The organism is Streptomyces sp. NPDC045967 (assembly GCF_056430495.1).
Map to the genome: position 1 here is coordinate 174,230 of NZ_JBWKLE010000007.1, position 20,363 is coordinate 194,592.

The window sequence follows — 20,363 nt, forward strand, 5'->3', positions numbered from 1 at the left end:
CAAGCGGGGAGGGTGCGCGCCCGCGAATGGCCTAGGGGGGCGGCCCCGGACAGGCCATTCGTGGGATCTGATGCCTAACGTCTTCGACAAGCACACCGGTTCAGGAAAGCTCGGGAGATGCCATGCCCACACCACGCCGCCGACTGGCGAGCACCTGCATCGGTACGGTCACGGCCGGGCTGCTCGCCACCGGGGCCGCGCTCGCGGAACCCGACGAGGACCGGTACCCGGGCTCGGACGTCGCCATGGGCGCCTACCTCGACTACGGGCCGTCGGGCGTGGCGCGGATCGCGCGCCTGTCGAGGTGGCTGGGCGGCAAGGAGATCCGGGTCGGGCACACCTACCTGCCCGGTGACCAGTGGGCGGGCATCGAGGGCAACGTCGGCTTCCTCGAGGACTGGGCGCGGTGGCGCCGGGCCGATGACGACCGGTTGTTCGTCCTCAACGTCCCGATGCAGGAACGCAACGAGGAGCGGGTCCCCGACCGCGAGGTGGCCCGGCTGATCAGGGCGGGCGCGGACGGTGAGTTCGACGGGCACTTCCGCCGGCTCGCCGAGCGGCTGGTGCGGCTGGGCGTGCCGGACACGGTGATCGTGCTCGGCTGGGAGATGAACGGCATCACCTACACCCACCGGTGCGCACCGGACCCGGAGAACTGGAAGGTGTACTGGAAGCGCGCCGTCACGGCGATGCGCTCGGTGCCCGGTCAGGCGTTCCGGTTCGACTTCGCGCCGAACCGGGGCAAGGACGCGATCGGCTGGACCGCGTGCTACCCCGGCGACGACGTGGTCGACATCATCGGCATGGACTCCTACGACCAGGGGCCCGGACGCAACTTCGACGACCAGATCAGCCAGCCGTACGGCCTGCGGCAGCATGTCGACTTCGCGCGGGCGCACGGCAAGGCGATCTCCTACCCCGAGTGGGGGCTGTTCCGGCGCGGGGACAATCCGGAGTACGTACGGCGGATGCTGCGGTGGATCGAGCAGAACAAGCCGCTCTACCACACCATCACCGACTACTGCCCGCACGGTGTGTGGCAGTGCAAGCAGAACCCGGAGTCCACGAAGGTCTTCCGCGAGGCGCTGCGGCCCGAGCGGCCCGGACCGGTCGTCCCGACCCCGGTGGTGCCCACGCCCGTGGTCCCGACCCCGGTGTTCCCGACTCCGGTGGTCCCGTCGCCCGTCGTGCCCACACCGACCGTCCCGACGCCGCAGGTCCCGGCCCCGCAGGTCCCGACGCCCCAGTTCCCGACGCCGCAGATCCCGACCCCGCAGGTTCCCACGCCCCAGGTCCCGACGCCGGCCGTGCCGAGCCCCGAGGTCCCCGCGCCGTCCGAGGCTCCGACACCGCAGGTCCCGGCACCCACGCCGTCGCAGGCCCCGTCGCCCGAGGTGCCGCTGCCCTCGCCCGTGGCCCCGAGCCCGCTCGTCCCCACGCCCGTGGCCCCGAGCCCCGACCTCCCCAGCCCCGACCTCCCCAGCCCCGAGGTCCCCGAGCCCACACCCACGCCCACGCCCGTGCCCTCGCCGGCCGTCCCCGCGCCGCAGACCCCGGCGCCCTCCGTCACCCCGACCCCCGCCCCGACCCCGCAGGTCCCCACCCCGGCGCCCTCGCCGGAGCCCGTCCCCTCCCGGCCGCAGCCGCAGCCGCTGCCGCAGCCGCAGCCGCCCAAGCCGCCGGTCAACCCGAGGGAGTGGTGCGTCCCGCTCAACTTCGGCGAATGGCTCTCCAAGCTGGTCGGCAAGCAGTCGGTCTGCGTCAAGATCGATCTGGGCAGGAACTCCGGCTTCTGGCCCTTCTAGCCGGGTCATCGCACCCGCAGTTCGTTGAGCCGGGCCCGCCAGTCCCTGGCGGCCGGCAGCGCCTCCCGCAGTGCGTCCACCGCCCGCTCGCGCCCCGTGATCTGCGCTTCGTGCAGCCGCAGCAAGGGCGCGAGCGCGCTGGTCGCCAGCAGGAACCGCTGGTTGACCACGGTCTCGGGCCGCCAGTGGTTCTTGTACGGCTCGCTGCCGCGCAGGAAACTCACCACCGGCCGGCCCTCGGCGAGCGCCCGCCCCGCCTCGTGGCGCAGCAGCAGCGTCGCCACGTCCACCTTGCGCGCGCGCAGGTCGGGATCGGCGCCGTAGAGGTAGCCGCCGCTCAGCCGGGCCGACAGCAGCGTGACGTTGGCCGCCACGACCTCGCCGTCCAGCCGGAACTCCGTCAGCCGCCCCTCCCCCGTCCGCACCATCCGCCGGGTGGCCCGGGTCAGGTGTTCGGCGAAGCGGGGCCTGAGGTGCTCGGGGGTCACCCCGCGGCCGCGCCACTGCTTCTCGTGCAGCCGCAGCAGGGTCCGTACGGCCCGCGGTACCTCCTGCTCGCCGACCTCGTGCTCCTCGATCCCGGCCGCGTCGGTCTTGCGGAGCTTGGCCCGGACCCGCTGGGCCCCGGAGGCCGGCATCCGCTTGACCAGCTCCTCGAAGGGCAGGGCGGGCAGCTCCATGCAGGTGGAGTCGACCAGCCGGGCGCCGACCCCGGGCCAGTACTTGGGCAGCGCCTCTGCGGCGGCCCCGGGGCGGACCTCGCGCAGGTCGACGACGGCCCCGCGGGCGGCTCGGTGCAGTCCGCGGGCCAGCGCCGGGACCACCTGGTCGGTGTACTCGGCGGACACCAGCACGTCGAAGTAGTCGGTGATGGCGCCGCCCAGCGGCACCAGCAGCGGCAGCGGCCGGTGGACGAGCATCAGCGCGGCCGCGCCGACCAGCTCCTCCCCGCGCCGCACGAGGACGATCCGGAGCCGGCCGTCCTTCCCGTACGACAGCCACCAGGAGTGCAGCCAGGCGTGGCTCTGGAAGGGGGTCGCCGTGGGGCAGGCACGGACGAGCCGGTTCCACTGCTCCTCCAGCGCGGCGAACTGCCGGGAGTCGCGGCACAGGGTCACCGACAGGGCCGGGGCGGTGCCCGCGCTCATCGCACCGACTCCTTCTCCTTGGTCTCGGCGTGCTCACCCTGAGCGGGGAGGCAGGGGTACTCCTCACCGGCCGCCGGCCGCCCCGCCGCCCGCGCCCCCGGCCCCGTACGCCCGTGCCCCTGCTCCCTGCGCCGGGCCGGCCGGGCGAGCAGCCAGAGCCCGCCGAGCAGGCCGCCGGCGCACATCCCGACGGCTGCGCTGATCCCGGCGGAGGGGGAGGCGGGGTCGGTGGGGGCCACGGCCTGGTTGAACGGCAGCAGCTGCACGCCGGTGTTCTTGGCGGCCTGATTGCCGCTCAGGGACAGCGCGTCGGCGACGGCGTTGGCGATGTCGGCGGCTCCGGCGGGGCTCTTGGAGGTACCGGTGATGGCGATCATGGGCGACTCGGGCGAGGTCTCGGCCCGCACCTGGGTCCGCAGCCGGCGGGCGTCGACGCCCGCGCGGGGCTGGGCGTAGGCGAGGGTGGAGCTGCTGGTGGCGATGCGGCCGTAGGCCTGGGCGAAGCCGAGGGCGGTGGCCGGGTCGGTGGTGTCGTCGGGCACGGCCACGACATAGCTGGTGGCGGCGTACTCGGGCGCCTTGAGCACTCCGTACGCCCCACCCGCGGCCAGCCCCAGCAGGGCGCACGCGGGCAGCGGCCACCACGCCGGGGGCGGTGCCAGCCGGCGCCTCAGCCGGCGCCTCCCGGACCGGTGGTCGGCCCTCTTCTCTGCCGTGTGCACCGAGGTCTTCTCGGACGTCGTGTCGGACTGCTTCTCGTCGGCGCGGTCGGCCATGGGCGTGGTCACTTCCTGGGTGGAGGGGAGGGGTGTCGGCAGGGGATCGGCCGGCTTCGTCACCGCCGGGCGCGTCCGGCCCCGTCGGCCGCCCTGGACCTCGGCTCCGGGGGCAGCGCCCCGGGTGGGCGCGGCGCGCCCGTACGCGGCCTGGCCGGGCCCGGCGCGGCCGACAGCACGAGGTCGTAGACGTCCAGCAGCTGCCGTGCGCTGCGCGCGATGTCGTAGCGGCGGACCACGGGCGGCGGCGGCAGCCGGCGGGCCCCCGCCTCCAGGTGGCCGCGCAGGGCCGTGATCAGCTCGTCGGTGTCCGTGCCGATGCGGCGGGCGCCGGGTGCCTGCGCGGCGGGCAGGTCGTCGATGGCGGGGCAGGTGACGTGCAGCACCGGCAGCCCGGCGGCCAGCGCCTCGACCACGGCCAGCCCGAAGGCCTCCTCCCGCGAGGGCGAGACGAAGACGTCCATGGCGGCCAGCAGTGCCGGGATCCCCGGGGTGCGGCCGTCCGCGCTGTCACCCAGCGGGTCCCGCTCGCCCAGCAGGTGGATCCGGCTCTGCGCGCCCAGCTCCGCGGCCAGCAGCCGCAGCGCCGCGCGCTCAGGTCCGTCCCCGGCCAGCAGCAGGTGCGCGCCGGGCAGCGCGGCCACGGCCCGTACCAGGACGTCGAAGCGCTTGCCCGGCACCAGCCGGCCGACCCCGCCCACCACGAAGGCGCGTTCCGGCAGCCCGGTCCGGGCCCGGGTGGAGCGCCGGACGCCGTCCTCGAAGCGGAAGCGGGCCGATTCGATCCCGTTCGGTACGACGTGCACCCGCCCGGCCGGCACCCCCCACCCCTCGAGCCGGGCGGCGACGGTGTCCGAGACGGCCACCGTCGCGGCTCCGAGCCGCTCGCTCGCCAGGTACAGGGCGCGCACCCCGCCCGTCAGCGGCCGGCCCTCGATCTCGGCGTCCCCGAGGGAGTGTTCGGTGGCCACGACCGCCCCGGCGCCGGCGAGCCGGGCCGCCAGGCGTCCGTAGACGCAGGCCCGGTACAGGTGGGTGTGCACGAGGTCGTAGCGGCCCCGCCGGATGAACGTCACCAGTTTCGGCAGCGCCCCCAGGTCCCGGTTGCCCCGCATCCCCAGGTGCACGACCAGCACCCCGTCGGACCGCAGGCCCTCGGCGACCGGCCCGGGGTTGGTCAGCGTGACGACGTCGCTGCGCATCGGCATGTGCCGCAGCAGCAGTCTCAGCTGCTGCTCGGCGCCGCCGACGCCGAGTCCGGTGATGATGTGCAGCGCCTTCACGGCAGGACCACCCGCCGCAGCTCGCGCACCTGGTGGCGGACCTGCTTGACGCGCAGCCGCGTACCCCCGTCGGCCTGGCTGACATGGGTGCGGGGCAGGGCGTGCGGGCCCGTGAGCCGGCCGGGGTCGATGGCGCAGGCGTAGCCGTACCCGGCGGCCCGGGTGGCGGCCACCACCCGGGCGTCGAGGTGCCCGTACGGGTAGCAGAACCCCTCGGGCAGGGTTCCGGTGAGCTCGCGCAGCAGGTCGCGGCTGCCCCGCAGCTCCTGCTGGAGCACCTCGTCGGTGGCCGCGGTGAGGTCCTGGTGCAGCAGCCCGTGCGAGCCGATCTCCTGGCCGGACCGGGCGACTTCGCGGATGCCCTCGGCGGTGAGCAGTGACTTGCGCGGCCCGAGCGGGTCCCAGACGTTGTCCACGCCGAGCCGTCCGGGCAGGACGAAGAGGGTGGCGGTGCAGTCGTGGCGGCGCAGCAGGGGCAGCGCGTGGGTCAGGAAGTCGGTGTAGCCGTCGTCGAAGGTCAGACCGACGAGCCCGGCCCCGCCTCCGGCCGCCCGGGCCCGCAGCAGTTCCCCGACGGACACCCCGCGCAGCCCGCGGGAGCGCAACCACAGCAGTTGGGCCTCCAGGACGCGGGGGGTGACGGTGATCCCGTACGGGTCCTCCGCGGGGTCGGTGAACTCGGCGACGGAGTGGTACATCAGGACCCACGGCGATGCGGTCCGGCGGGTGGGGCCCACCACGGCGGCGGGCGCCGTGTCGGTGTCAGCGGACATTGCGGAACCTCTGCGTGAACTGGGAGGTGAACCGGTCGATCTGACCGGGCAGGGCGGTGACTTCGAGCGCGCGTATGGCGGTGCCGGCGGCCCCGAACATGACCGGGACGAGCAGGCAGCCGAGACCGGCGCTGAGCAGCGGGTCGGGGATCATGGGTCCGGCGATCCAGCCGGTGGCGCAGGCGGCGGCCGAGGACACCGCGAGCCGGCCGATGCTGACGGCGACCCGGCGGCCGTGGATGGGGACGATCCGTGAGCCGAGGCCGGTGAGCAGCAGGACGGCGGTGGTGGAGATGCCGAGGGCGTTGGCGGCAGCGATGCCGTAGGTGCCCCACCAGCCGACGGCGAAGGCTCCGGCCACGATGTTGACGAGCAGTCCGGCGCCCATCGCGAGCGCCGGGAACCAGGTGGGCCGGTCGGTCGAGAAGAAGGGCCGGGACAGGGCGCCGACGAGGCAGTGGCCGAGCAGTCCGAGTGCGTAGACCCGCATGACGGAGGCGGTGGCGAGGGTGTCCCGGTGGGTGAAGGCGCCGCGTTCGAAGAGGACCTCGATGATCTGCGGGGCGTAGCCGATGACGAGCGCGGTGCCCATCAGGACGGCGAGGCAGGCCAGTGCCAGGTCCTGTTCGACGCGCCGGCGGGCCTTCTCGCGCTCCCCGCCGGCCATCGCCTGGGCGACGACGGGGAAGGTGACGGTGCAGATCATCAGGGAGAGCACCATCGGCATCTGCGCGACCTTCTGCGCGTAGTTGAGGTGTGAGATCGCCCCCGGCGGGAGGGACGCGGCCAGGAACCGCTCGACGAGCACCTGCGACTGCCGGAACACCGCGAAGAAGATGACGGGCGCGATGACGGCGAACGCGATGAGGGTCGGGCGGTCGCGGTCGCGCTGGCAGCGGGGGGCGCGCTTGGCCCGGGGCTGGCCGAAGCCCACGTTGCGGATGAAGGCGGGCAGTTGGACGAGGACCATCAACAGGCCGCCGGCGGCGACCCCGGCGGCGGCGGCCCGCACCCCCCACAGGGCGTGCAGCGCGACCAGCGTGCCGATGATGCCGACGTTGTACGAGACGTAGATCGCGGCGGGCGGCAGGAAGGACCGGTGGGCCCTGAGCGCCGCGCTGAAGTATCCGGCGACGCCGAAGGAGACCACGGTCAGCGCCGTCAGCCGGGTGCACTGCACGGCGAGTTCCGGATCGGGCAGGCCGGGCGCGAGCACGGCGACCACGAGCGGCGCGGCCAGGATCAGCACCGAGGCCACCGCGGCCAGGAAGACGAGGAGCCGGGGCAGCGTCGCCCCGACGAGCAGGCGTACGGGGTCCTGCGCGCGGGCCTCCATCCGGGTGAGCCCGGCCCGGCCGGCCGAGCGCCGCGCCAGGGCGTGGCTGAAGGCGGGCACCATCAGCAGGGCCATGGCGTCCTCGATGAGGAGCGTCGAGGCCATCTCGGGCACGGTCCAGGCGATCAGGAACGCGTCGCTGGCGTGCCCGGCGCCGAAGAGGTGGGCGATGGTCTGGTCGCGCACCAGCCCGAACACGGCTCCGGCGGCGGTCAGTCCGGCGGTGACGGCGGCGGCCTTGGCCAGGAACCGGCCGAGCGGCGGCCCGCTCCCCCCGGGGGAGGCGGGCGCCGCGGGGCGGCCCGGGCCGGCATGGCGCGCCGCGGCACGACCGGCGGCACGACCGGCGGCAGGGCCGTCCGCGCCGGGCAGGCCCGCGCCGGGCAGCCCCGCATCGGTGGACCCGCCGGGCGAGCCGCTGCCGCCCGGCGCGGCGGGCGTCCCGCCGGATCCGCGCGGCGGTCCCCCGGTGGCGTACGCCGCCACCCGCACCCTTCCCCGCCCGGCGCCCCCGGGCACCGCCCCGGCGATGAACCCGGGATCCCGCACCGCCGGGCCCTCCGCACCGGTCCCCTGCTCCGCCGGGGGCGCGGGCCGGCCGGGCAGGGCCGGGCCCGGGAGGAGCGGTTCGGCAAACGCCGGGCGGACCGCGGCGGGGTCCGGCACGGGGCCGGGGGCGGCGGGGACGGCCGGGACATGGGCGGGGCCCGTCCCGGGCGGAGGGCCGGGGGCGGGCCGTCGTGGCGTCGAGTCGGTCACAGGCCGCTCGAACCGTCGGGTACCGGCCCGCCCCGCCGGGAGGCCGCGGCCGGCAGGGCCCACCAGGCGGCCAGGCCGATGATCACTCCGGTCAGCACGGTGGACGGGCCGCCGATGTCCGCGTACAGGAAGTCGGTCAGCTGCCACACGAGCAGCCCGGTCGCGATCAGCCCGCAGTCGCGGATCCGCCGGGCCTCGCCGCGAGCGAGCCGGCGCACCCCCGCGACCAGCAGCACGGCCCAGCCGCCCACCAGGGCGACCAGCCCGACCAGCCCCTGCTCGCTCAGGACGAGCAGGTACATGTTGTGCGGGGAGAGCAGCGGCTGGCGGACGTACCCCCGGCCCGCGCCGGCGGTGTCACTGCCCGAGGACAGGCCCAGCGTGGCGTGCCCATCCCGGTGGGCGGGGAAGCCCTTCAGCCCGACCCCCACCGCGGGCCGCTCCCGCCACATCGACTCGGCCGCCGCCCACATGGTGTAGCGGTCGGTCACCGACTGGTCGGGGGCGCTGGAGACCTGCGTGATGGAGGTCAACCGCTCCGCGACCATCTCCGAGCCGACCCCGAGGCCGCCCACCAGGACCACCCCGGCGGCGCCCAGCGCGAGCAGCGCCTTCAGCGCCCGGCGGATCCCGGCGAGCAGCATCACCAGCACCGTCGCGCCGAGCGTGGCGATCCACGAGCCCCGGCTGAAGGACAGCACCAGCGGCACCACCAGGGCGAGCGCGCAGCCCGCGGCGATCCGCCGGACCCGCCGCGGCAGCCCCGGCGCGAGCGCGGCGGCCGTCGCCACGACCAGCCCGTACGCCACCACCGTGGCCATGCCCATGACGTCACCGGGGCCGAAGGTGCCCACGGCCCGGATGTCCTCGCCCTGGTAGGAGGCCCCGGTGCGGGTCGCGTACTGCACGCCCCCCACCGCGCCCTGGACCAGCGCCAGCACCACGAAGCACCCGGCGGCGATCCGGAACTCCCCGGCGTCGCGGACCAGCAGCACCACGGCTGCCGGGACGAGCACGAAGACCTGGAGGTAGCGCACGAAGCCGGGCAGGGCGGCGTACGGGTCCCCGGCGGTCACCGTCGCGACCGCCAGCCCCACCGCGGGCGTCCCGAGCACGAGCACGCCCAGCGGCGGCAGCCCCCGCACCCGCCCGCGCAGCGCCTGCACGGCGCAGACGAGGACCAGCAGCAGCGAGGCCGCGTCGGCGGGGCCGACCTTCCCGGAGGCCGTCACGTCGCCGGCGGGGAGCGGGGCCAGCAGGAGGAGCACCGTCGCGGCGAGCGGCAGCAGCGGCCAGTGCCGCCGCAGCGGTTGCGGCACGGCGTACCGGAGACCGGCCGGGGACACCGCGAGGCTCATCAGCTGCCCCCCAGCCGGAAGCGGAAGAAGGAGGCGGCGGTGCGGGCCAGGATCCACAGGTCCTGCCACAGCGACCAGGTGTCGATGTAGTGGTTGTCGAAGCGGGCCCGGTCCTCGATGGAGGTGTCCCCGCGCAGTCCGTTGATCTGGGCCAGGCCGGTGATGCCGACGGGCATCCGGTGCCGGGCCTCGTAGCCGGGGTGGACGGTGGAGAACTTGGCGACGAAGAACGGCCGTTCGGGGCGCGGCCCGACCAGGCTCATGTCCCCCCGCACGACGTTCCACAGCTGCGGCAGCTCGTCCAGCGAGGACTTGCGCAGGAAGGAGCCGACCGGGCTCATCCGCCGGTCGCCCGCCACCGTCCAGCGGGTGGCGGACTCGTGCGCGTCGGCGCGCAGCGTCCGGAACTTCAGCAGGGTGAAGGGCCGCCCGTACAGGCCGACCCGCTCCTGCCGGAAGATCACCCCCGGCCCGTCGCAGATCCGTACGGCGAGCGCGCAGGCGGCCATCACGGGCGCGGCGGCCACCAGCGCCACCAGCGCGAGGAGGGCGTCGAGGCCCCGCTTGACCACGCGCTCCAGCGGCCGGGCGGGGCGGGGCAGCAGGGGCTGGACGGCGTACCCCCACAGCTGGTCGGCGGGGTGCGCCACCCGCATCCCGGTGACCTTGGCGGTACCGGCCGGGTCGGCGAGCCACAGCCGGCAGCCGTGGTCGTGGAAGAGCCGGACCAGGGAGGCGGTGCGTTCGTCGGCCTCCGGCGGGCGGGTGAAGACGGCGTGCAGCACGGAGTTCTGGATGACCGCGCGCCGGACGTCCTCGTGGGTGGTGAGCACCGGCAGGGTGCCGGTGTCCGCGTCGGCGGGGGTCCCGGTGTCGGCGAGCCCGACCGGGCGCAGCCCGTACTCGGGGCGGCCGTGCAGGGCCGCGGCGACCGCGCCCGCGCCGCCGCCGGGTCCGACCACGAGGGTGGAGGCGGGCCGCCGGACGCGGGTGCGGCGCCGGACGTGGTTGACGGACCCGCGTCCCGCGCACGCCAGTACGACCTGCAGGCACACGGCCGTCAGCAGGGCGCTCCAGCCCAGCGCCCGGCCGGGCTCCACCGCGGCGAAGACCGCGGCCGCGCCGCACCACAGGACCAGGGACCGGCCCGCCAGCGCGGGCAGTTCGAGGAGCGCGGACGGCGCGAGCCGCGGCCGGTAGAGCCCGGCCTGCGCGTGCAGCCCGGCGAGGAGGGCGGCGAGCGGCACGGCCGCACCGGCCGGCAGGGCCGCCGCGCCGGGCAGAGCGGCCCCGGACAGGGCCGCCACGGTGAGGACGGCGGCCAGCACGTCAACGGTGAGCAGCGGGAGGACCCCGTCCCGGCGGCGGACCCGCCGGAGCCGTACGGCGGGCCGGGCCTGGCCGGCCCTGGCCCCGCGCGGCGGGTGGATGGCGGTCGCGGTACGGCGTGCCGCGGTGCCCGCCGCGGGCGCCAAGGCACCGCCGGTCGGCCCCGTGCCGCCCTGCGCGGTGTGCCGGGCGGGTGCGCTGTCCATCGTCATCGGCTGATGCGCTCCTGGTTCGAGGGCCGGGGCCTGCCCAGCAGTTCGTGGTACAGGCCGGTGACCGCGTCCGTGGTCCGCCGTACGTCGAAGTCGGTCCGCACGTGCTGCCGGGCCTGCTCTCCGAGGTCGGCGAGCAGCCGCGGTTCGGCCAGCAGCCGTCCCAGGGCCTTGGCCAGCGCCGTCGGGTCCTGCGGCGGCACCAGGCAGAGCCGTCCCTGGCCGGGCGGCAGGCTCTCCCGGGCACCGCTGACGTCGGAGACCAGGACCGGGCGGCCGCAGGCCATGGCTTCGAGCGGGGCGAGCGCCATGCCTTCCCACCGCGACGGCAGTACAACGAGATCGGCGGCTCGAAGCCACGGTCGGATGTCCTGGGCGGCGCCCGCGAAGAGCACGCCGCGGGGGGCGGTGCGGCGCAGCCGTTCGGTGTCGGGGCCGTCGCCGACGAGGGCGAGGCGGGCTCCGGGGACGGTGCCGAGCAGTTCCGGCCAGGCCCGCAGCAGGATGTCCTGGCCCTTCTGGGGGCAGAGCCGGCCGACGCAGACGGCGAGCGGCCCGTCCCCCCGGAAGGCGGCGGGCAGCGGCAGGCCGGCGCGGGCCCGGGCCTTGTCCTGGTCGGGGTCCGGGTCGCCGGGCCGGAAGTGGTCGAGGTCCACGCCGTTGCGGATGACCGACCAGCGGGCGGTGATCCCCTCGGCCTCGCCCGCGCGGCGCTCGGCCTCGCTGACGCAGAGCACCCGCCCGGCCCACCGGGCGGCGTACCTCTCCCAGCGCAGCGCGAGTGCGCCGGTGGCCCCGCCGACGGCGTCGAAGGACCAGGCGTGCGGCTGGAAGACGGTGGGGACAGCGCCGCGGGCGGCGAGCCGGCCGGCCAGCCCTGCCTTGGCGCTGTGGGCGTGCAGGAGGTCGGGCCGGACGCGGCGCAGCAGCCGGCGGGCCCCGAGCACTTCGGCGGGGAGGCCCGGTCCGGGGGACCGTCCGGCGCGCCAGGTGAGGACCTCGGCGCCGGCTTCCCGGGCGGCGTCGGCGAGCGTTCCGCCGGGCGGGCAGCCGACGACGGCGCGCAGACCCGCGGCGCTCTGGGCGCGCACGAGATCGGTGACGACCCGTGCGACACCGCCGTCCACGGGCTGCGCGAGGTGGAGGACGGTCGTGGGCGGTGCCGCCCATGGCTGTGTGGGCACGTGGAGTGGTCTCCTGCGTTCAGCGGCGCGCGTCCGTCCGGACGAAGAGCACGCCGAGGAAATGACCCTGGCTTTCGCCCGTGGACCCGAAGCTCGGATGGCGGGCGCCGCCGGGCAGGGCGGGGCTCAGGTCGAAAAGGTCCGCATCATGGCCAGCCGAGATTCTTCATATCATCAGGCTGTCGTACGGACGTTTGCCGTCCGCATTTCTTGATCGTGGAATTCAAGGCCGGGCGGGACGCCGGACCGAGTGTGCCGAGGATTCTGCGGTAGGAACCCATGACCCCGTCTCCGATTTCGATCAAGGAAAGAAAACAGGAGTGCACTTTGTCAGAAATCGGGCTGGAAATCACGTCGGACTCGCTCGTACGGCCTTTTGGGCGATGCCACGCACCCCTACAGCGGGCGGGTCGTTATGGCTTGCACCATTGTTCGAACCGGAAAGGAGCGGGAACGCCTGAGCGTCAACCGCAAGGTCCGAAACGTCGGCATCCGGGTGAAGCTACGCAACCCCGGCCGGGACCGGGCCGTTGTTCCAGGTGCTCCAGTACCGGGCAATCCTGCAAAAAAGGGACGACAATGATCAAGAAGATGATGGCCACGGCAGCGGTTGCGGCCTCGGTCGTGGGCATGGGCGCCGCCATGGCGCCGCAGGCGATGGCCATCGGGAACGACAACGGCATCAACACCGTGAACGGCAACGGTGCCTCGCAGATCTACGGCAACCAGGCCACCTACGGCCACATGAGCCCGCAGATGGCGCTGATCCAGGGCTCCTTCAACAAGCCCTGCATCGCCCTGCCCGCCAAGGCCAACGTGCAGTCGGTGCTGGCGCTGGTCAACGTCGGCGTCCAGGACATCCCGATCCTGTCCAACCCGATGAACCAGCAGTGCACCGAGAACTCCACCCAGGCCAAGGGCGACGAGCCGCTCTCGCACATCCTGGACAACATCCCGGTCCTCTCCGGCAACGTCTCCAACGGCAGCTGACCGAAGGACCCCGCGAGGCCGTCGCACCTTCGGGTCGCGGCGGCCTCGCCGCGTGAATGCGCGAATGGCACGCCGATTTCCACGCTCCCGGAATTCACGGGACTGCTGGGGAATTCGGCGGGGTCACCGGCGGGGATGTCCGGTTTCTTTTGCCCCGGCCACTCGTTGGTAATTCCGCAGTGGACAGACCGCTGCGGGAGCGACCGGAAAAGCAGACGGCCGACCGCCGAACCCCGCGTTCGGTGATGTCCGGGGCGACAGCCGCCGGCGAAGCGGCCCCGCCCACAGGGGCAGACCTCCTCGGGGTGGCCTCGGAGTGCACGGCGGTGCACTCCGGGGCCACCTTCGATACAGCACCGGCGCCAGCGCCGGAGACAGGGAAGGACCCATGCGACAGGTACTGAGCCGACAGGTACTGGGCAAGGGCATGCTGACGGCGGCGGCGGCGTCGAGCCTGCTGTCCATCGCGACCGGTGCGGCCTACGCGCACCCGGGGGCGACGGCCGAGGCCTCGCACTCTCCGGGTGTGCTGGCCGGCAACAGCGTCTCGGTACCGGTCACCTTCGCGCCGAACGTGTGCGGCAACGGCGTGGACGCGGGCGCGGCCCTCAACCCCTCCATGGGGAACACCTGCGTCACCTCGACCGGCTCGCACACCGCCGACGGCCACGACCCCGCCCGCTACCTCAGTCCCGAGAACGCCGAGGCGTTCGAGCGCTACCTCGAGGAGCGCCCCGGACCGCGGCACGCGCTCCCGGAGCAGCTCCGGGAGCAGCCCCGATCCGCAGGGCCGCGGCACGCGAAGCCCCGCCAGGACGAGCCGCGGCCCGGGGGCGGTTACGGCGGTCCGGGCCGGGAGGAGGGCGAGGAGGAGTGCGACGACCACCCCGCGCCCGCTCCGCCGGCCCAGCACGGGCCGCCTGCGCCCGAGCAGCCGCACCCGATGCCCGAGCCGGTCGAGGAGCACCCGGCCCCGCTGCCCACCCCCGCGCCCGGGCCGGAGCCCCTCCCGGAGGAGGAGCCCGCGCCGCTTCCCGCCCCGGTCGGCGAGGCACCCGCGCCGCTCCCCGTCCCGGTCGAGGAGGCGCCCGTGACGCTTCCCGCACCGGCCCCCGTCGTGGAGGAGGAAGCGCCCCGGCCGCCGCACGGGAGCCAGCCCGTGGAACGGCCGGCACCGGAGGTCGTCCGGCCGGCCGACCAGCCCCCGGCCGCCCCCGCCGGCGACACGCCCGTCCACCTGCCCCCGGTCGAGGAGGCACCTGCGCCGCTCCCGGCCCCGGCTCCCGCTCCCCTCCCCGCGCCCGCACAGGTGACCGCGCCCGTGCTGGCCGAGACCGGGGCGGGTCAGCCGGCGGCCGCGGCGGCCCTCGCGTCCGCGCTCCTCCTGGGCGGCGCCATCCTGTACCGGCGGTCGCGCGCGGCCTGAGGACACCCCGATAAGGCGAAGAGATATCGGCCGGAGAATCCCTTGTCGGATTCTCCGGCCGCTGTCATGTACCCGCGCTTCGCGTTTCCCGAGCGGCGGGGGATCGTTACGCAGGGCGAAAGCGGCGCGATGCCGCCGCCGATGTCCGACTTACGAAAAGCAGAGGATTTCGATAATGAAGCTCACGAAGGTCGCCGCTGTCGTGGCCGGTTCCGTCGCCGCCCTCGGCGCCTCCGCCCCCGCCTTCGCCGCCGAGGCCCCTCCCACCGTGCCGACGAGCCTTACGAGCGGCACGGCCACGGTGACCGACGCCGTGAACCCGGTCTCGGAGCAGCTCCCGCAGATCGCCGGCGCCGGACTGGCCGAGCAGGGTGAGCACGTCGACACCGTCCTCGGCACCGTCCAGCGGGTCAACCAGGCCCGCAACAACGTGCCCGGGGAGGTGCTCGGCATCGCGAACGGCGTCACCCAGGCGTCGCCGCTCCTCGGCGGCGTCCAGCTCAACGGCGGCGGCCGCTGAGCGGTCCGGATGTGACAGTGGGCGCCACCGGCGAGGCCGGGGCGCCCACAGTCGTCGTACAGCCGACGTCAGTCGTTGACGCAGACGTTGCCGAACGCGGGGTTCAGGAGCGCGATCACGTTCACGGTGTTGCCGCACACGTTGACCGGCACGTGGACCGGGACCTGGACCAGGTTGCCCGAGAGGACACCGGGGGAACCCACGGCCGCGCCCTCGGCCGACGCGTCGGCGACGGCGGAGCCGGCGGCGCCGGCCGCAGCGAGACCAGCGGTGGCCAGGACCAGAGCGGCCTTCTTGGCAGAGTTCATGGGAAGTGCACCTTCTGTTCGACGTTCTGCCCCGATCCGGGGCTCACATCGAGCGAAACGGTCCATCTTCCCAGACGACACGGTTCCACCCGCGATCAGACCTGTTCAGCTCAATCGTCGTAACCGCGAGCGGCCTGGGACGTTACGGAAGGTCCGGGATTTCCGGGATCTCGATGCCGGGCAGTTCCGGCACGGTGTCCACCGGCGCCGCCGGGGCCGGCAGCGTGGGCGGCGTCAGCGCCGGCAGTTCCGGGAGCTCCACGCCGGGGATCTCCGGCAGCTTGATCTCGGGGAGTTTGATCTCCGGGATCTTGATGTCCGGCAGGGTGACGCCCGCGGGCAGCAGCGCCTTGATGGATTCGAGGAGGCCGTTGACGAGGTCGTCGATGGGGCCGGCCGCGGCGCGCTGCTGGGACTGGAGCTGCTGCCGGGCGGCCGCGCGGTCCCCTTCCACGGCGCTCGCGGGGGCCGCCGCGCCGGTCAGTATGACGACGGCCAGGGCCGACGGGACGAGGAGACGGGCGCGGCGGGCGCGGGACGGCTTCGTGGAGTGCATGGATGTTCCTTCTGTGGTCGCGCGGATGCGGACCGAACGATCCGCTCCCTCACCCACCGTGCGAACGCCTCGCACGGAGCGCAACCGGAGGCAGGCGGACTGCGCGCTGCGTACGGGCTTCGCGCACGCGTCCGGGGGTTCCTCACCCGGGCCGGGGAAAACCTCGCCCCGCACGGGCCGTTTGAGTGAAGCACCGGAACCAACCCCTCGGCGGGGCAGTTGACCAGGGCGCTCCATTAGCGGGCACTCGTGCGACAGAAGGATCAAGATGTTCAAGAAGTTCATGACCGCCGCCGCTGTCTCCGCCGTCGCCGTCGGCGCCGGCGCTGCCGCCGCCGCCCCGGCCATGGCCATCGGCAACGACAACGGCGTCAACACCGTGAACGGCAACGGCTCTTCGCAGGTCTACGGCAACCAGAGCACCGCCGGTGACATGAGCCCGCAGCTCAGCCTCGTCCAGGGCACCCTGAACAAGCCCTGTGTCGGCCTGCCGGTCAAGGTCAACGCCCAGTCGCTGGTCGCGCTCGTCAACGTCGGCGTCCAGGACATCAACGTCCTGTCCAACCCGATGAACCAGCAGTGCACCGAGAACAGCACCCAGGCGAAGGGCGACGAGTCGCTTTCCCACATCCTGGACAACATCCCGGTCCTCTCCGGCAACCTCTCCTCCGGCAGCTGACCGCCGGGCCCCATGCCCGTGGAGCGAAGTGACGAGGGCCCCGGCAGCCGCCAGCTGCCGGGGCCCTCTCGCGCGCGGCCGTTCCCTCAGCCGGTCCAGAAGTCCCACCACCGGGTGAGGACGAGCATGGCGATCACCCCGATGTGCAGCGCGGGCGGAGCCCAGCCGAACTCGGTGAGGAAGACGCGGACCGGACGGGGCGAAGGCAGCACCCCCGTACGGACGTTGTGCGCGGTGACCGCCCAGAACATCAGCAGGGTCGCCACCCAGGCGAGGCAGCACCACAGGCACAGGGCGTGGATCTCGTACAGCGACTGGACCATCAGCCAGGCGCAGAAGCCGACGCCGAAGAGGGTTCCGGCGTTCAGACCCAGCCAGAACCAGCCGCGGTAGCGGGCGCCCGCCAGCAGACCCGCACCGACGCAGACCACGACGGCGTAGGCGGCCAGTCCGAGCAGGGGGTTGGGGAAGCCGAAGGCCGCCGCCTGGTCGCTCTTCATCACGCTGCCGCAGGAGACCACGGGATTGAGGCTGCAGGCGGGTTTGAAGTCGGGGTCCTCCAGCAGGAGGAACTTGTCCAGGGTGATCACCCAGGAGGCCAGCACCCCCGCTGCCCCGGTGGCGACCAGCAGCCGGGCCAACCCCCTCGGTGCGGCGCCCGGCTCGCTCTCGGCCCGGGTGGGGGGCTGCCCCTGCTGGCGCGGTACGTCCAGTGTATTCGTTGCCATGCCGGCCATAGTCCCGCGCTTCCCCCCAGAGCCGCCCTAACCATGCCCATCTGTACGGAAGTTGACCTGAAGGTGTGGCGGGAACCCCCGTTGCTTCCCGGACGTTTTACCGAATCCCGGACGTGATGTCAGACCCGGGGGTTACGTTGAGCGTCCGTGAAGTGACGAGCTGCGACGGCCTGGAGACCCACCGTGAGCGATCCGTACGAGACAACCGAGGCACATCTCGGCCGGCTCCTCGGCCGCGCCCTGAACTCCTTCGACCTGCCCGACCGGCTGGTCGAGCGCCTCGGCACGGCACTGGCCCACAGTTCCTGCCTCTACACCACGCGCCACAGCCCGGCAACCGGTGTCTGGCGGGAGATGCACCAGCACACCTACCTCCTGGCGGACGGCGGCTCGGCCGCACTGTGGGAGTTGGTGTACCGGCAGGAGGGTGACCGGACGGTCCGCCACGAGCTCTTCGTGAGCAGGGCGGAGACCTGCCTGGCCGTCGCCCGGCTGTTCGGTGAGTCCGCGTCGGAGGCCGCCTCGGACCAGGTGCTCCTGTCCGGTGACGGGGAGACGGGTGGGGACGTGGCGGCGCTGACCGCCCTCTTCGCGGCCTCCGCCTCGCCGCGGCCGCACCGGGAGTACGCGGTGGAGCAGTCCGCCGACCACGCCCGGCGGGTACTGCGGCGCGCGGAGAACGCGGACCGGCCCGGTGAGGGAGTCGCGGCGCGGCTGCGGTCGGCGTACGCCCACCGGATCACGCAGTCCTTCGGCGGGCGGCCCTGCGCCGCGGGCGGGCGGGAGGCCGGCTTCAGCCTGTACGAGCACGCCTTCGTCCTGCTGGACGGCCAGGAGGTCAGCCTGTGGGAGGTCGAGCACACGGCGACGCCGGACGGGCGGCACATGTGCGAGGTGTATGAGAGCGAGGCGGCCGCGCGGGAGGCGATGGAGCTGCGGGTGCGGTGAGGTCGCGGCCCCCCGCCCGCCGGCGGCGGAGGGCGGGGCACGCAGCCGGATCCGGTTTCCGGGGGCGGGCCGTCACGGCCGCCCCCGGCGCCGGGGGCCGCCTCGCTCAGGCCGCGGCGGTGACCCCGGCCGGGTCCGTCGCCGGCTCGGTCGCCGTAGCCGGGGTCGGCGCCGGCTTGCGCAGGCCCTTGAGCAGGATGACCAGGCCGGCGGTGGTGACGGTGCCGGCGGCGATGGCGGTCAGGTAGAGCAGCGGGTTGCCGATCAGCGGGATCACGAAGACGCCGCCGTGCGGGGCCCGCAGGGTGCACTCGAAGGCCATCGACAGGGCGCCGGTGACCGCTCCGCCGGCCATCGCGGCGGGGATGACCCGCAGCGGGTCCGCCGCGGCGAAGGGGATGGCGCCCTCGCTGATGAAGGAGGCACCGAGGAACCAGGCGGCCTTCCCGTTCTCCCGCTCGGTCCTGGAGAAGAGCCGGCCGCGGACGGTCGTGGCCAGGGCCATCGCCAGCGGCGGGACCATGCCGGCGGCCATCACGGCGGCCATGACCTTCAGACTCCCCTCGTTGGGGGTGGCCAGGCCGCCGATGGCGAAGGCGTAGGCCACCTTGTTGAGCGGGCCGCCGAGGTCGAAGCACATCATCAGCCCGAGGACGACGCCCAGGATGACCGCGTTGGCACCGGAGAGACCGGACAGCCAGTCGGTGAGGGCCCGCTGCAGCGAGGCGACGGGCTTGCCGACGACCAGGAACATCAGGAACGCCGTGACGGCCGAGCCGATCAGCGGCAGGACGACGACGGGCATGATCCCGCGCAGCGGGGCCGGGATCCTCAGCCGCTGGACGGCGAGGACGGTGCCGCCGGCGAGGAGGCCCGCGATGAGACCACCGAGGAAGCCGGCGTCGATGGTGAGGGCGACGGCGCCGCCGACGAAACCGGGTACGAGGCCGGGGCGGTCGGCCATGCCGTAGGCGATGTATCCGGCGAGGACGGGCACGAGGAAGCCGAAGGCGAGGCCGCCGGTCTGGAAGAGGAGCGCCGCCCAGCTCGCCGACTCCGTCCAGACGAAGTGCTCGGCGACGGAGGGGGCGGTGTTGATCTCGTACCCGCCGATGGCGAAGGCCAGGGCGATGAGCAGGCCCCCGGCGGCGACGAACGGGACCATGTAGCTGACGCCGGACATCAGCCACGTGCGCAGCTTGGCCCCGTAGCCGTCGGCCTCCTCCCCCGCCCGCTCGACCGGGGTCGGCGCGTGGTCGTCCACTTCGCCGCGGGCGGCCTTGCCGCGGGCCTCGGCGAGGAGTTCGGCGGGGCGGTTGATGCCGGCCTTCACACCGGTGTCGACGGTGGGCTTGCCGGCGAAGCGGTCCCGGTCGCGGACGGGGACGTCGTGGGCGAAGACGACGGCGTCGGCCGCCGCGATGTCCTCGGCGGTCAGGCGGGTGAAGCCGGCGGACCCCTGGGTTTCGACGCGGAGGTCGATCCCGGCCTCGGCGGCGGCCCCTTGGAGTGCCTCGGCGGCCATGTAGGTGTGGGCGATGCCGGTGGGGCAGGAGGTGACGGCCACGACGCGGAAGGGCCGCCCCGCGCCGCTCTCCCCCGGCGCGTCCACCGCCGGAGGGGCTGGCAGGACAGCCCCGTCGGCGTCTGGGGTGGGGGGTTCGGCGCTGGTCCGGGCCCCGGTCCCGGCCCTGGTTTCGGTCCCGGTCCCGGTTTCGGGGAGGGGCGGGGCGGTGGATACGGCCGGTTCGGCGGTCCCGTTGGCGGGCCCGGCCGCGGGGGCGGGGGCCGGCTCGCCGGAAATCCGGGCGGCGGCTTCCGCCGGGTCGGCGGCTTCGCGGAGGGCCGCCACGAACTCCGGCCTCATCAGCCGGCGGGCGAGGGAGGACAGGATCGACAGGTGGGCGTCGTCCGCGCCGGCCGGGGCCGCTATCAGGAAGATCAGGTCCGCGGGGCCGTCGGGGGCGCCGAAGTCGATGCCGGACCGGGACCGGCCGAAGGCGAGGGTGGGCGCCGTGACGTGGGCGCTGCGGCAGTGCGGGATGCCGATGCCGCCCTCCAGGCCGGTCGGCATCTGGGCCTCGCGCGCGGAGACGTCCGCCAGGAAGCCGTCCAGGTCCGTGACCCGGCCGCCGTCCACCATGCGTTCGGCCAGGGCCCGCGCCGCCGCTTCCTTCGAGTCGGCGGACAGGTCGAGGTCGACCAGTTCGGGGGTGATCATCTCGCTCATCGCGGG

General features: G+C 74.4%; 18 protein-coding genes. 6 read left to right on the top strand and 12 right to left on the bottom strand.

Translation table 11 applies throughout. The features are described 5' to 3' along the window. The first annotated feature begins 122 nt into the window (after window positions 1–122). Window positions 123–1,805 carry a glycoside hydrolase family 26 protein gene (locus tag AC07FY_RS17060; protein ID WP_479006732.1) on the top strand — a complete coding sequence of 561 codons (1,683 nt, stop codon included), beginning with the start codon at window positions 123–125 and terminating at the stop codon, window positions 1,803–1,805. 5 nt (window positions 1,806–1,810) lie between these two features. Here the strand turns inward: AC07FY_RS17060 and AC07FY_RS17065 are convergent, their stop codons facing one another. The 8 genes from AC07FY_RS17065 to AC07FY_RS17100 all read right to left on the bottom strand — a co-directional run bounded on the left by AC07FY_RS17065 (window position 1,811) and on the right by AC07FY_RS17100 (window position 11,963). Next, on the bottom strand, window positions 1,811–2,953 hold the full coding sequence (locus AC07FY_RS17065) for a GNAT family N-acetyltransferase (RefSeq protein ID WP_479006735.1): 1,143 nt from the start codon (window positions 2,951–2,953) through the stop codon (window positions 1,811–1,813). Beyond that, window positions 2,950–3,729, bottom strand: a complete 780-nt coding sequence (locus tag AC07FY_RS17070) for a YveK family protein (RefSeq protein WP_479006738.1) — start codon at window positions 3,727–3,729, stop codon at window positions 2,950–2,952. Before AC07FY_RS17070 ends, AC07FY_RS17065 begins: the two co-directional genes overlap by 4 nt. 59 nt (window positions 3,730–3,788) lie before the next feature. Then, the gene (locus AC07FY_RS17075; RefSeq protein WP_479006741.1) at window positions 3,789–5,012 is read right to left on the bottom strand and encodes a glycosyltransferase; all 1,224 of its coding nucleotides are present in this window, start codon (window positions 5,010–5,012) and stop codon (window positions 3,789–3,791) included. Further along, window positions 5,009–5,785, bottom strand: coding sequence for a polysaccharide deacetylase family protein (locus AC07FY_RS17080; protein ID WP_479006744.1), 777 nt, complete (start codon window positions 5,783–5,785; stop codon window positions 5,009–5,011). The genes AC07FY_RS17075 and AC07FY_RS17080 overlap by 4 nt, the downstream gene beginning before the upstream one ends. Further along, the gene (murJ, locus tag AC07FY_RS17085; RefSeq protein WP_479007100.1) at window positions 5,775–7,508 is read right to left on the bottom strand and encodes a murein biosynthesis integral membrane protein MurJ; all 1,734 of its coding nucleotides are present in this window, start codon (window positions 7,506–7,508) and stop codon (window positions 5,775–5,777) included. The genes AC07FY_RS17080 and murJ overlap by 11 nt, the downstream gene beginning before the upstream one ends. 368 nt (window positions 7,509–7,876) lie before the next feature. Next, a complete protein-coding gene (locus AC07FY_RS17090; RefSeq protein ID WP_479006747.1) occupies window positions 7,877–9,238 on the bottom strand; it encodes an O-antigen ligase family protein in 1,362 nt (453 codons plus the stop codon). Continuing rightward, window positions 9,238–10,779, bottom strand: coding sequence for an exopolysaccharide biosynthesis polyprenyl glycosylphosphotransferase (locus AC07FY_RS17095; protein WP_479006750.1), 1,542 nt, complete (start codon window positions 10,777–10,779; stop codon window positions 9,238–9,240). The genes AC07FY_RS17090 and AC07FY_RS17095 overlap by 1 nt, the downstream gene beginning before the upstream one ends. Further along, window positions 10,776–11,963 carry a glycosyltransferase gene (locus tag AC07FY_RS17100; protein WP_479006753.1) on the bottom strand — a complete coding sequence of 396 codons (1,188 nt, stop codon included), beginning with the start codon at window positions 11,961–11,963 and terminating at the stop codon, window positions 10,776–10,778. The genes AC07FY_RS17095 and AC07FY_RS17100 overlap by 4 nt, the downstream gene beginning before the upstream one ends. Window positions 11,964–12,542: 579 nt before the next feature. Here AC07FY_RS17100 and AC07FY_RS17105 point away from each other — a divergent pair. From AC07FY_RS17105 to AC07FY_RS17115, 3 genes are all read left to right on the top strand, one after another. Then, the gene (locus AC07FY_RS17105; RefSeq protein ID WP_479006756.1) at window positions 12,543–12,953 is read left to right on the top strand and encodes a rodlin; all 411 of its coding nucleotides are present in this window, start codon (window positions 12,543–12,545) and stop codon (window positions 12,951–12,953) included. A 388-nt stretch (window positions 12,954–13,341) separates the two neighbouring features. Further along, on the top strand, window positions 13,342–14,379 hold the full coding sequence (locus tag AC07FY_RS17110; protein ID WP_479006758.1) for a chaplin: 1,038 nt from the start codon (window positions 13,342–13,344) through the stop codon (window positions 14,377–14,379). Between the two features lie 175 nt (window positions 14,380–14,554). Further along, complete coding sequence (locus AC07FY_RS17115; protein WP_479006761.1) at window positions 14,555–14,899, top strand: hypothetical protein; 345 nt, start codon at window positions 14,555–14,557, stop codon at window positions 14,897–14,899. A 68-nt stretch (window positions 14,900–14,967) separates the two neighbouring features. Here the strand turns inward: AC07FY_RS17115 and AC07FY_RS17120 are convergent, their stop codons facing one another. Together AC07FY_RS17120 and AC07FY_RS17125 are read right to left on the bottom strand one after the other, a co-directional pair. Continuing rightward, a complete protein-coding gene (locus AC07FY_RS17120) occupies window positions 14,968–15,207 on the bottom strand; it encodes a chaplin (RefSeq protein ID WP_479006764.1) in 240 nt (79 codons plus the stop codon). A 142-nt stretch (window positions 15,208–15,349) separates the two neighbouring features. Further along, window positions 15,350–15,763: a hypothetical protein gene (locus tag AC07FY_RS17125; RefSeq protein WP_479006767.1), complete on the bottom strand. Its 414-nt coding sequence runs from the start codon at window positions 15,761–15,763 to the stop codon at window positions 15,350–15,352. Between the two features lie 268 nt (window positions 15,764–16,031). Here AC07FY_RS17125 and AC07FY_RS17130 point away from each other — a divergent pair, with 268 nt between their 5' ends. Next, window positions 16,032–16,442 (top strand): rodlin, encoded by a 411-nt coding sequence (locus tag AC07FY_RS17130; RefSeq protein ID WP_479006769.1) that lies wholly within the window; start codon window positions 16,032–16,034, stop codon window positions 16,440–16,442. 86 nt (window positions 16,443–16,528) lie between these two features. Here the strand turns inward: AC07FY_RS17130 and AC07FY_RS17135 are convergent, their stop codons facing one another. Further along, window positions 16,529–17,179: a vitamin K epoxide reductase family protein gene (locus AC07FY_RS17135; RefSeq protein ID WP_479006772.1), complete on the bottom strand. Its 651-nt coding sequence runs from the start codon at window positions 17,177–17,179 to the stop codon at window positions 16,529–16,531. A 183-nt stretch (window positions 17,180–17,362) separates the two neighbouring features. Here AC07FY_RS17135 and AC07FY_RS17140 point away from each other — a divergent pair, with 183 nt between their 5' ends. After that, window positions 17,363–18,127: a DUF6227 family protein gene (locus AC07FY_RS17140; RefSeq protein WP_479006775.1), complete on the top strand. Its 765-nt coding sequence runs from the start codon at window positions 17,363–17,365 to the stop codon at window positions 18,125–18,127. Window positions 18,128–18,233: 106 nt separating this feature from the next. Here the strand turns inward: AC07FY_RS17140 and AC07FY_RS17145 are convergent, their stop codons facing one another. Next, window positions 18,234–20,357, bottom strand: coding sequence for a PTS fructose transporter subunit IIABC (locus tag AC07FY_RS17145; protein ID WP_479006777.1), 2,124 nt, complete (start codon window positions 20,355–20,357; stop codon window positions 18,234–18,236). Between the last annotated feature and the right edge of the window lie 6 nt (window positions 20,358–20,363).

What these genes read in the sequence shown, in the direction of transcription:
- AC07FY_RS17065 (WP_479006735.1), bottom strand. Translation starts at nt 2,953, where the DNA reads ATGAGCGCGGGCACCGCCCCGGCCCTGTCGGTGACCCTGTGCCGCGAC.
- AC07FY_RS17080 (WP_479006744.1), bottom strand. Translation starts at nt 5,785, where the DNA reads ATGTCCGCTGACACCGACACGGCGCCCGCCGCCGTGGTGGGCCCCACC.
- AC07FY_RS17110 (WP_479006758.1), top strand. Translation starts at nt 13,342, where the DNA reads ATGCGACAGGTACTGAGCCGACAGGTACTGGGCAAGGGCATGCTGACG.
- AC07FY_RS17130 (WP_479006769.1), top strand. Translation starts at nt 16,032, where the DNA reads ATGTTCAAGAAGTTCATGACCGCCGCCGCTGTCTCCGCCGTCGCCGTC.
- AC07FY_RS17095 (WP_479006750.1), bottom strand. Translation starts at nt 10,779, where the DNA reads ATGACGATGGACAGCGCACCCGCCCGGCACACCGCGCAGGGCGGCACG.
- AC07FY_RS17070 (WP_479006738.1), bottom strand. Translation starts at nt 3,729, where the DNA reads ATGGCCGACCGCGCCGACGAGAAGCAGTCCGACACGACGTCCGAGAAG.
- AC07FY_RS17060 (WP_479006732.1), top strand. Translation starts at nt 123, where the DNA reads ATGCCCACACCACGCCGCCGACTGGCGAGCACCTGCATCGGTACGGTC.
- AC07FY_RS17125 (WP_479006767.1), bottom strand. Translation starts at nt 15,763, where the DNA reads ATGCACTCCACGAAGCCGTCCCGCGCCCGCCGCGCCCGTCTCCTCGTC.
- AC07FY_RS17145 (WP_479006777.1), bottom strand. Translation starts at nt 20,357, where the DNA reads ATGAGCGAGATGATCACCCCCGAACTGGTCGACCTCGACCTGTCCGCC.
- AC07FY_RS17105 (WP_479006756.1), top strand. Translation starts at nt 12,543, where the DNA reads ATGATCAAGAAGATGATGGCCACGGCAGCGGTTGCGGCCTCGGTCGTG.
- AC07FY_RS17120 (WP_479006764.1), bottom strand. Translation starts at nt 15,207, where the DNA reads ATGAACTCTGCCAAGAAGGCCGCTCTGGTCCTGGCCACCGCTGGTCTC.
- AC07FY_RS17135 (WP_479006772.1), bottom strand. Translation starts at nt 17,179, where the DNA reads ATGGCCGGCATGGCAACGAATACACTGGACGTACCGCGCCAGCAGGGG.
- AC07FY_RS17115 (WP_479006761.1), top strand. Translation starts at nt 14,555, where the DNA reads ATGAAGCTCACGAAGGTCGCCGCTGTCGTGGCCGGTTCCGTCGCCGCC.
- AC07FY_RS17090 (WP_479006747.1), bottom strand. Translation starts at nt 9,238, where the DNA reads ATGAGCCTCGCGGTGTCCCCGGCCGGTCTCCGGTACGCCGTGCCGCAA.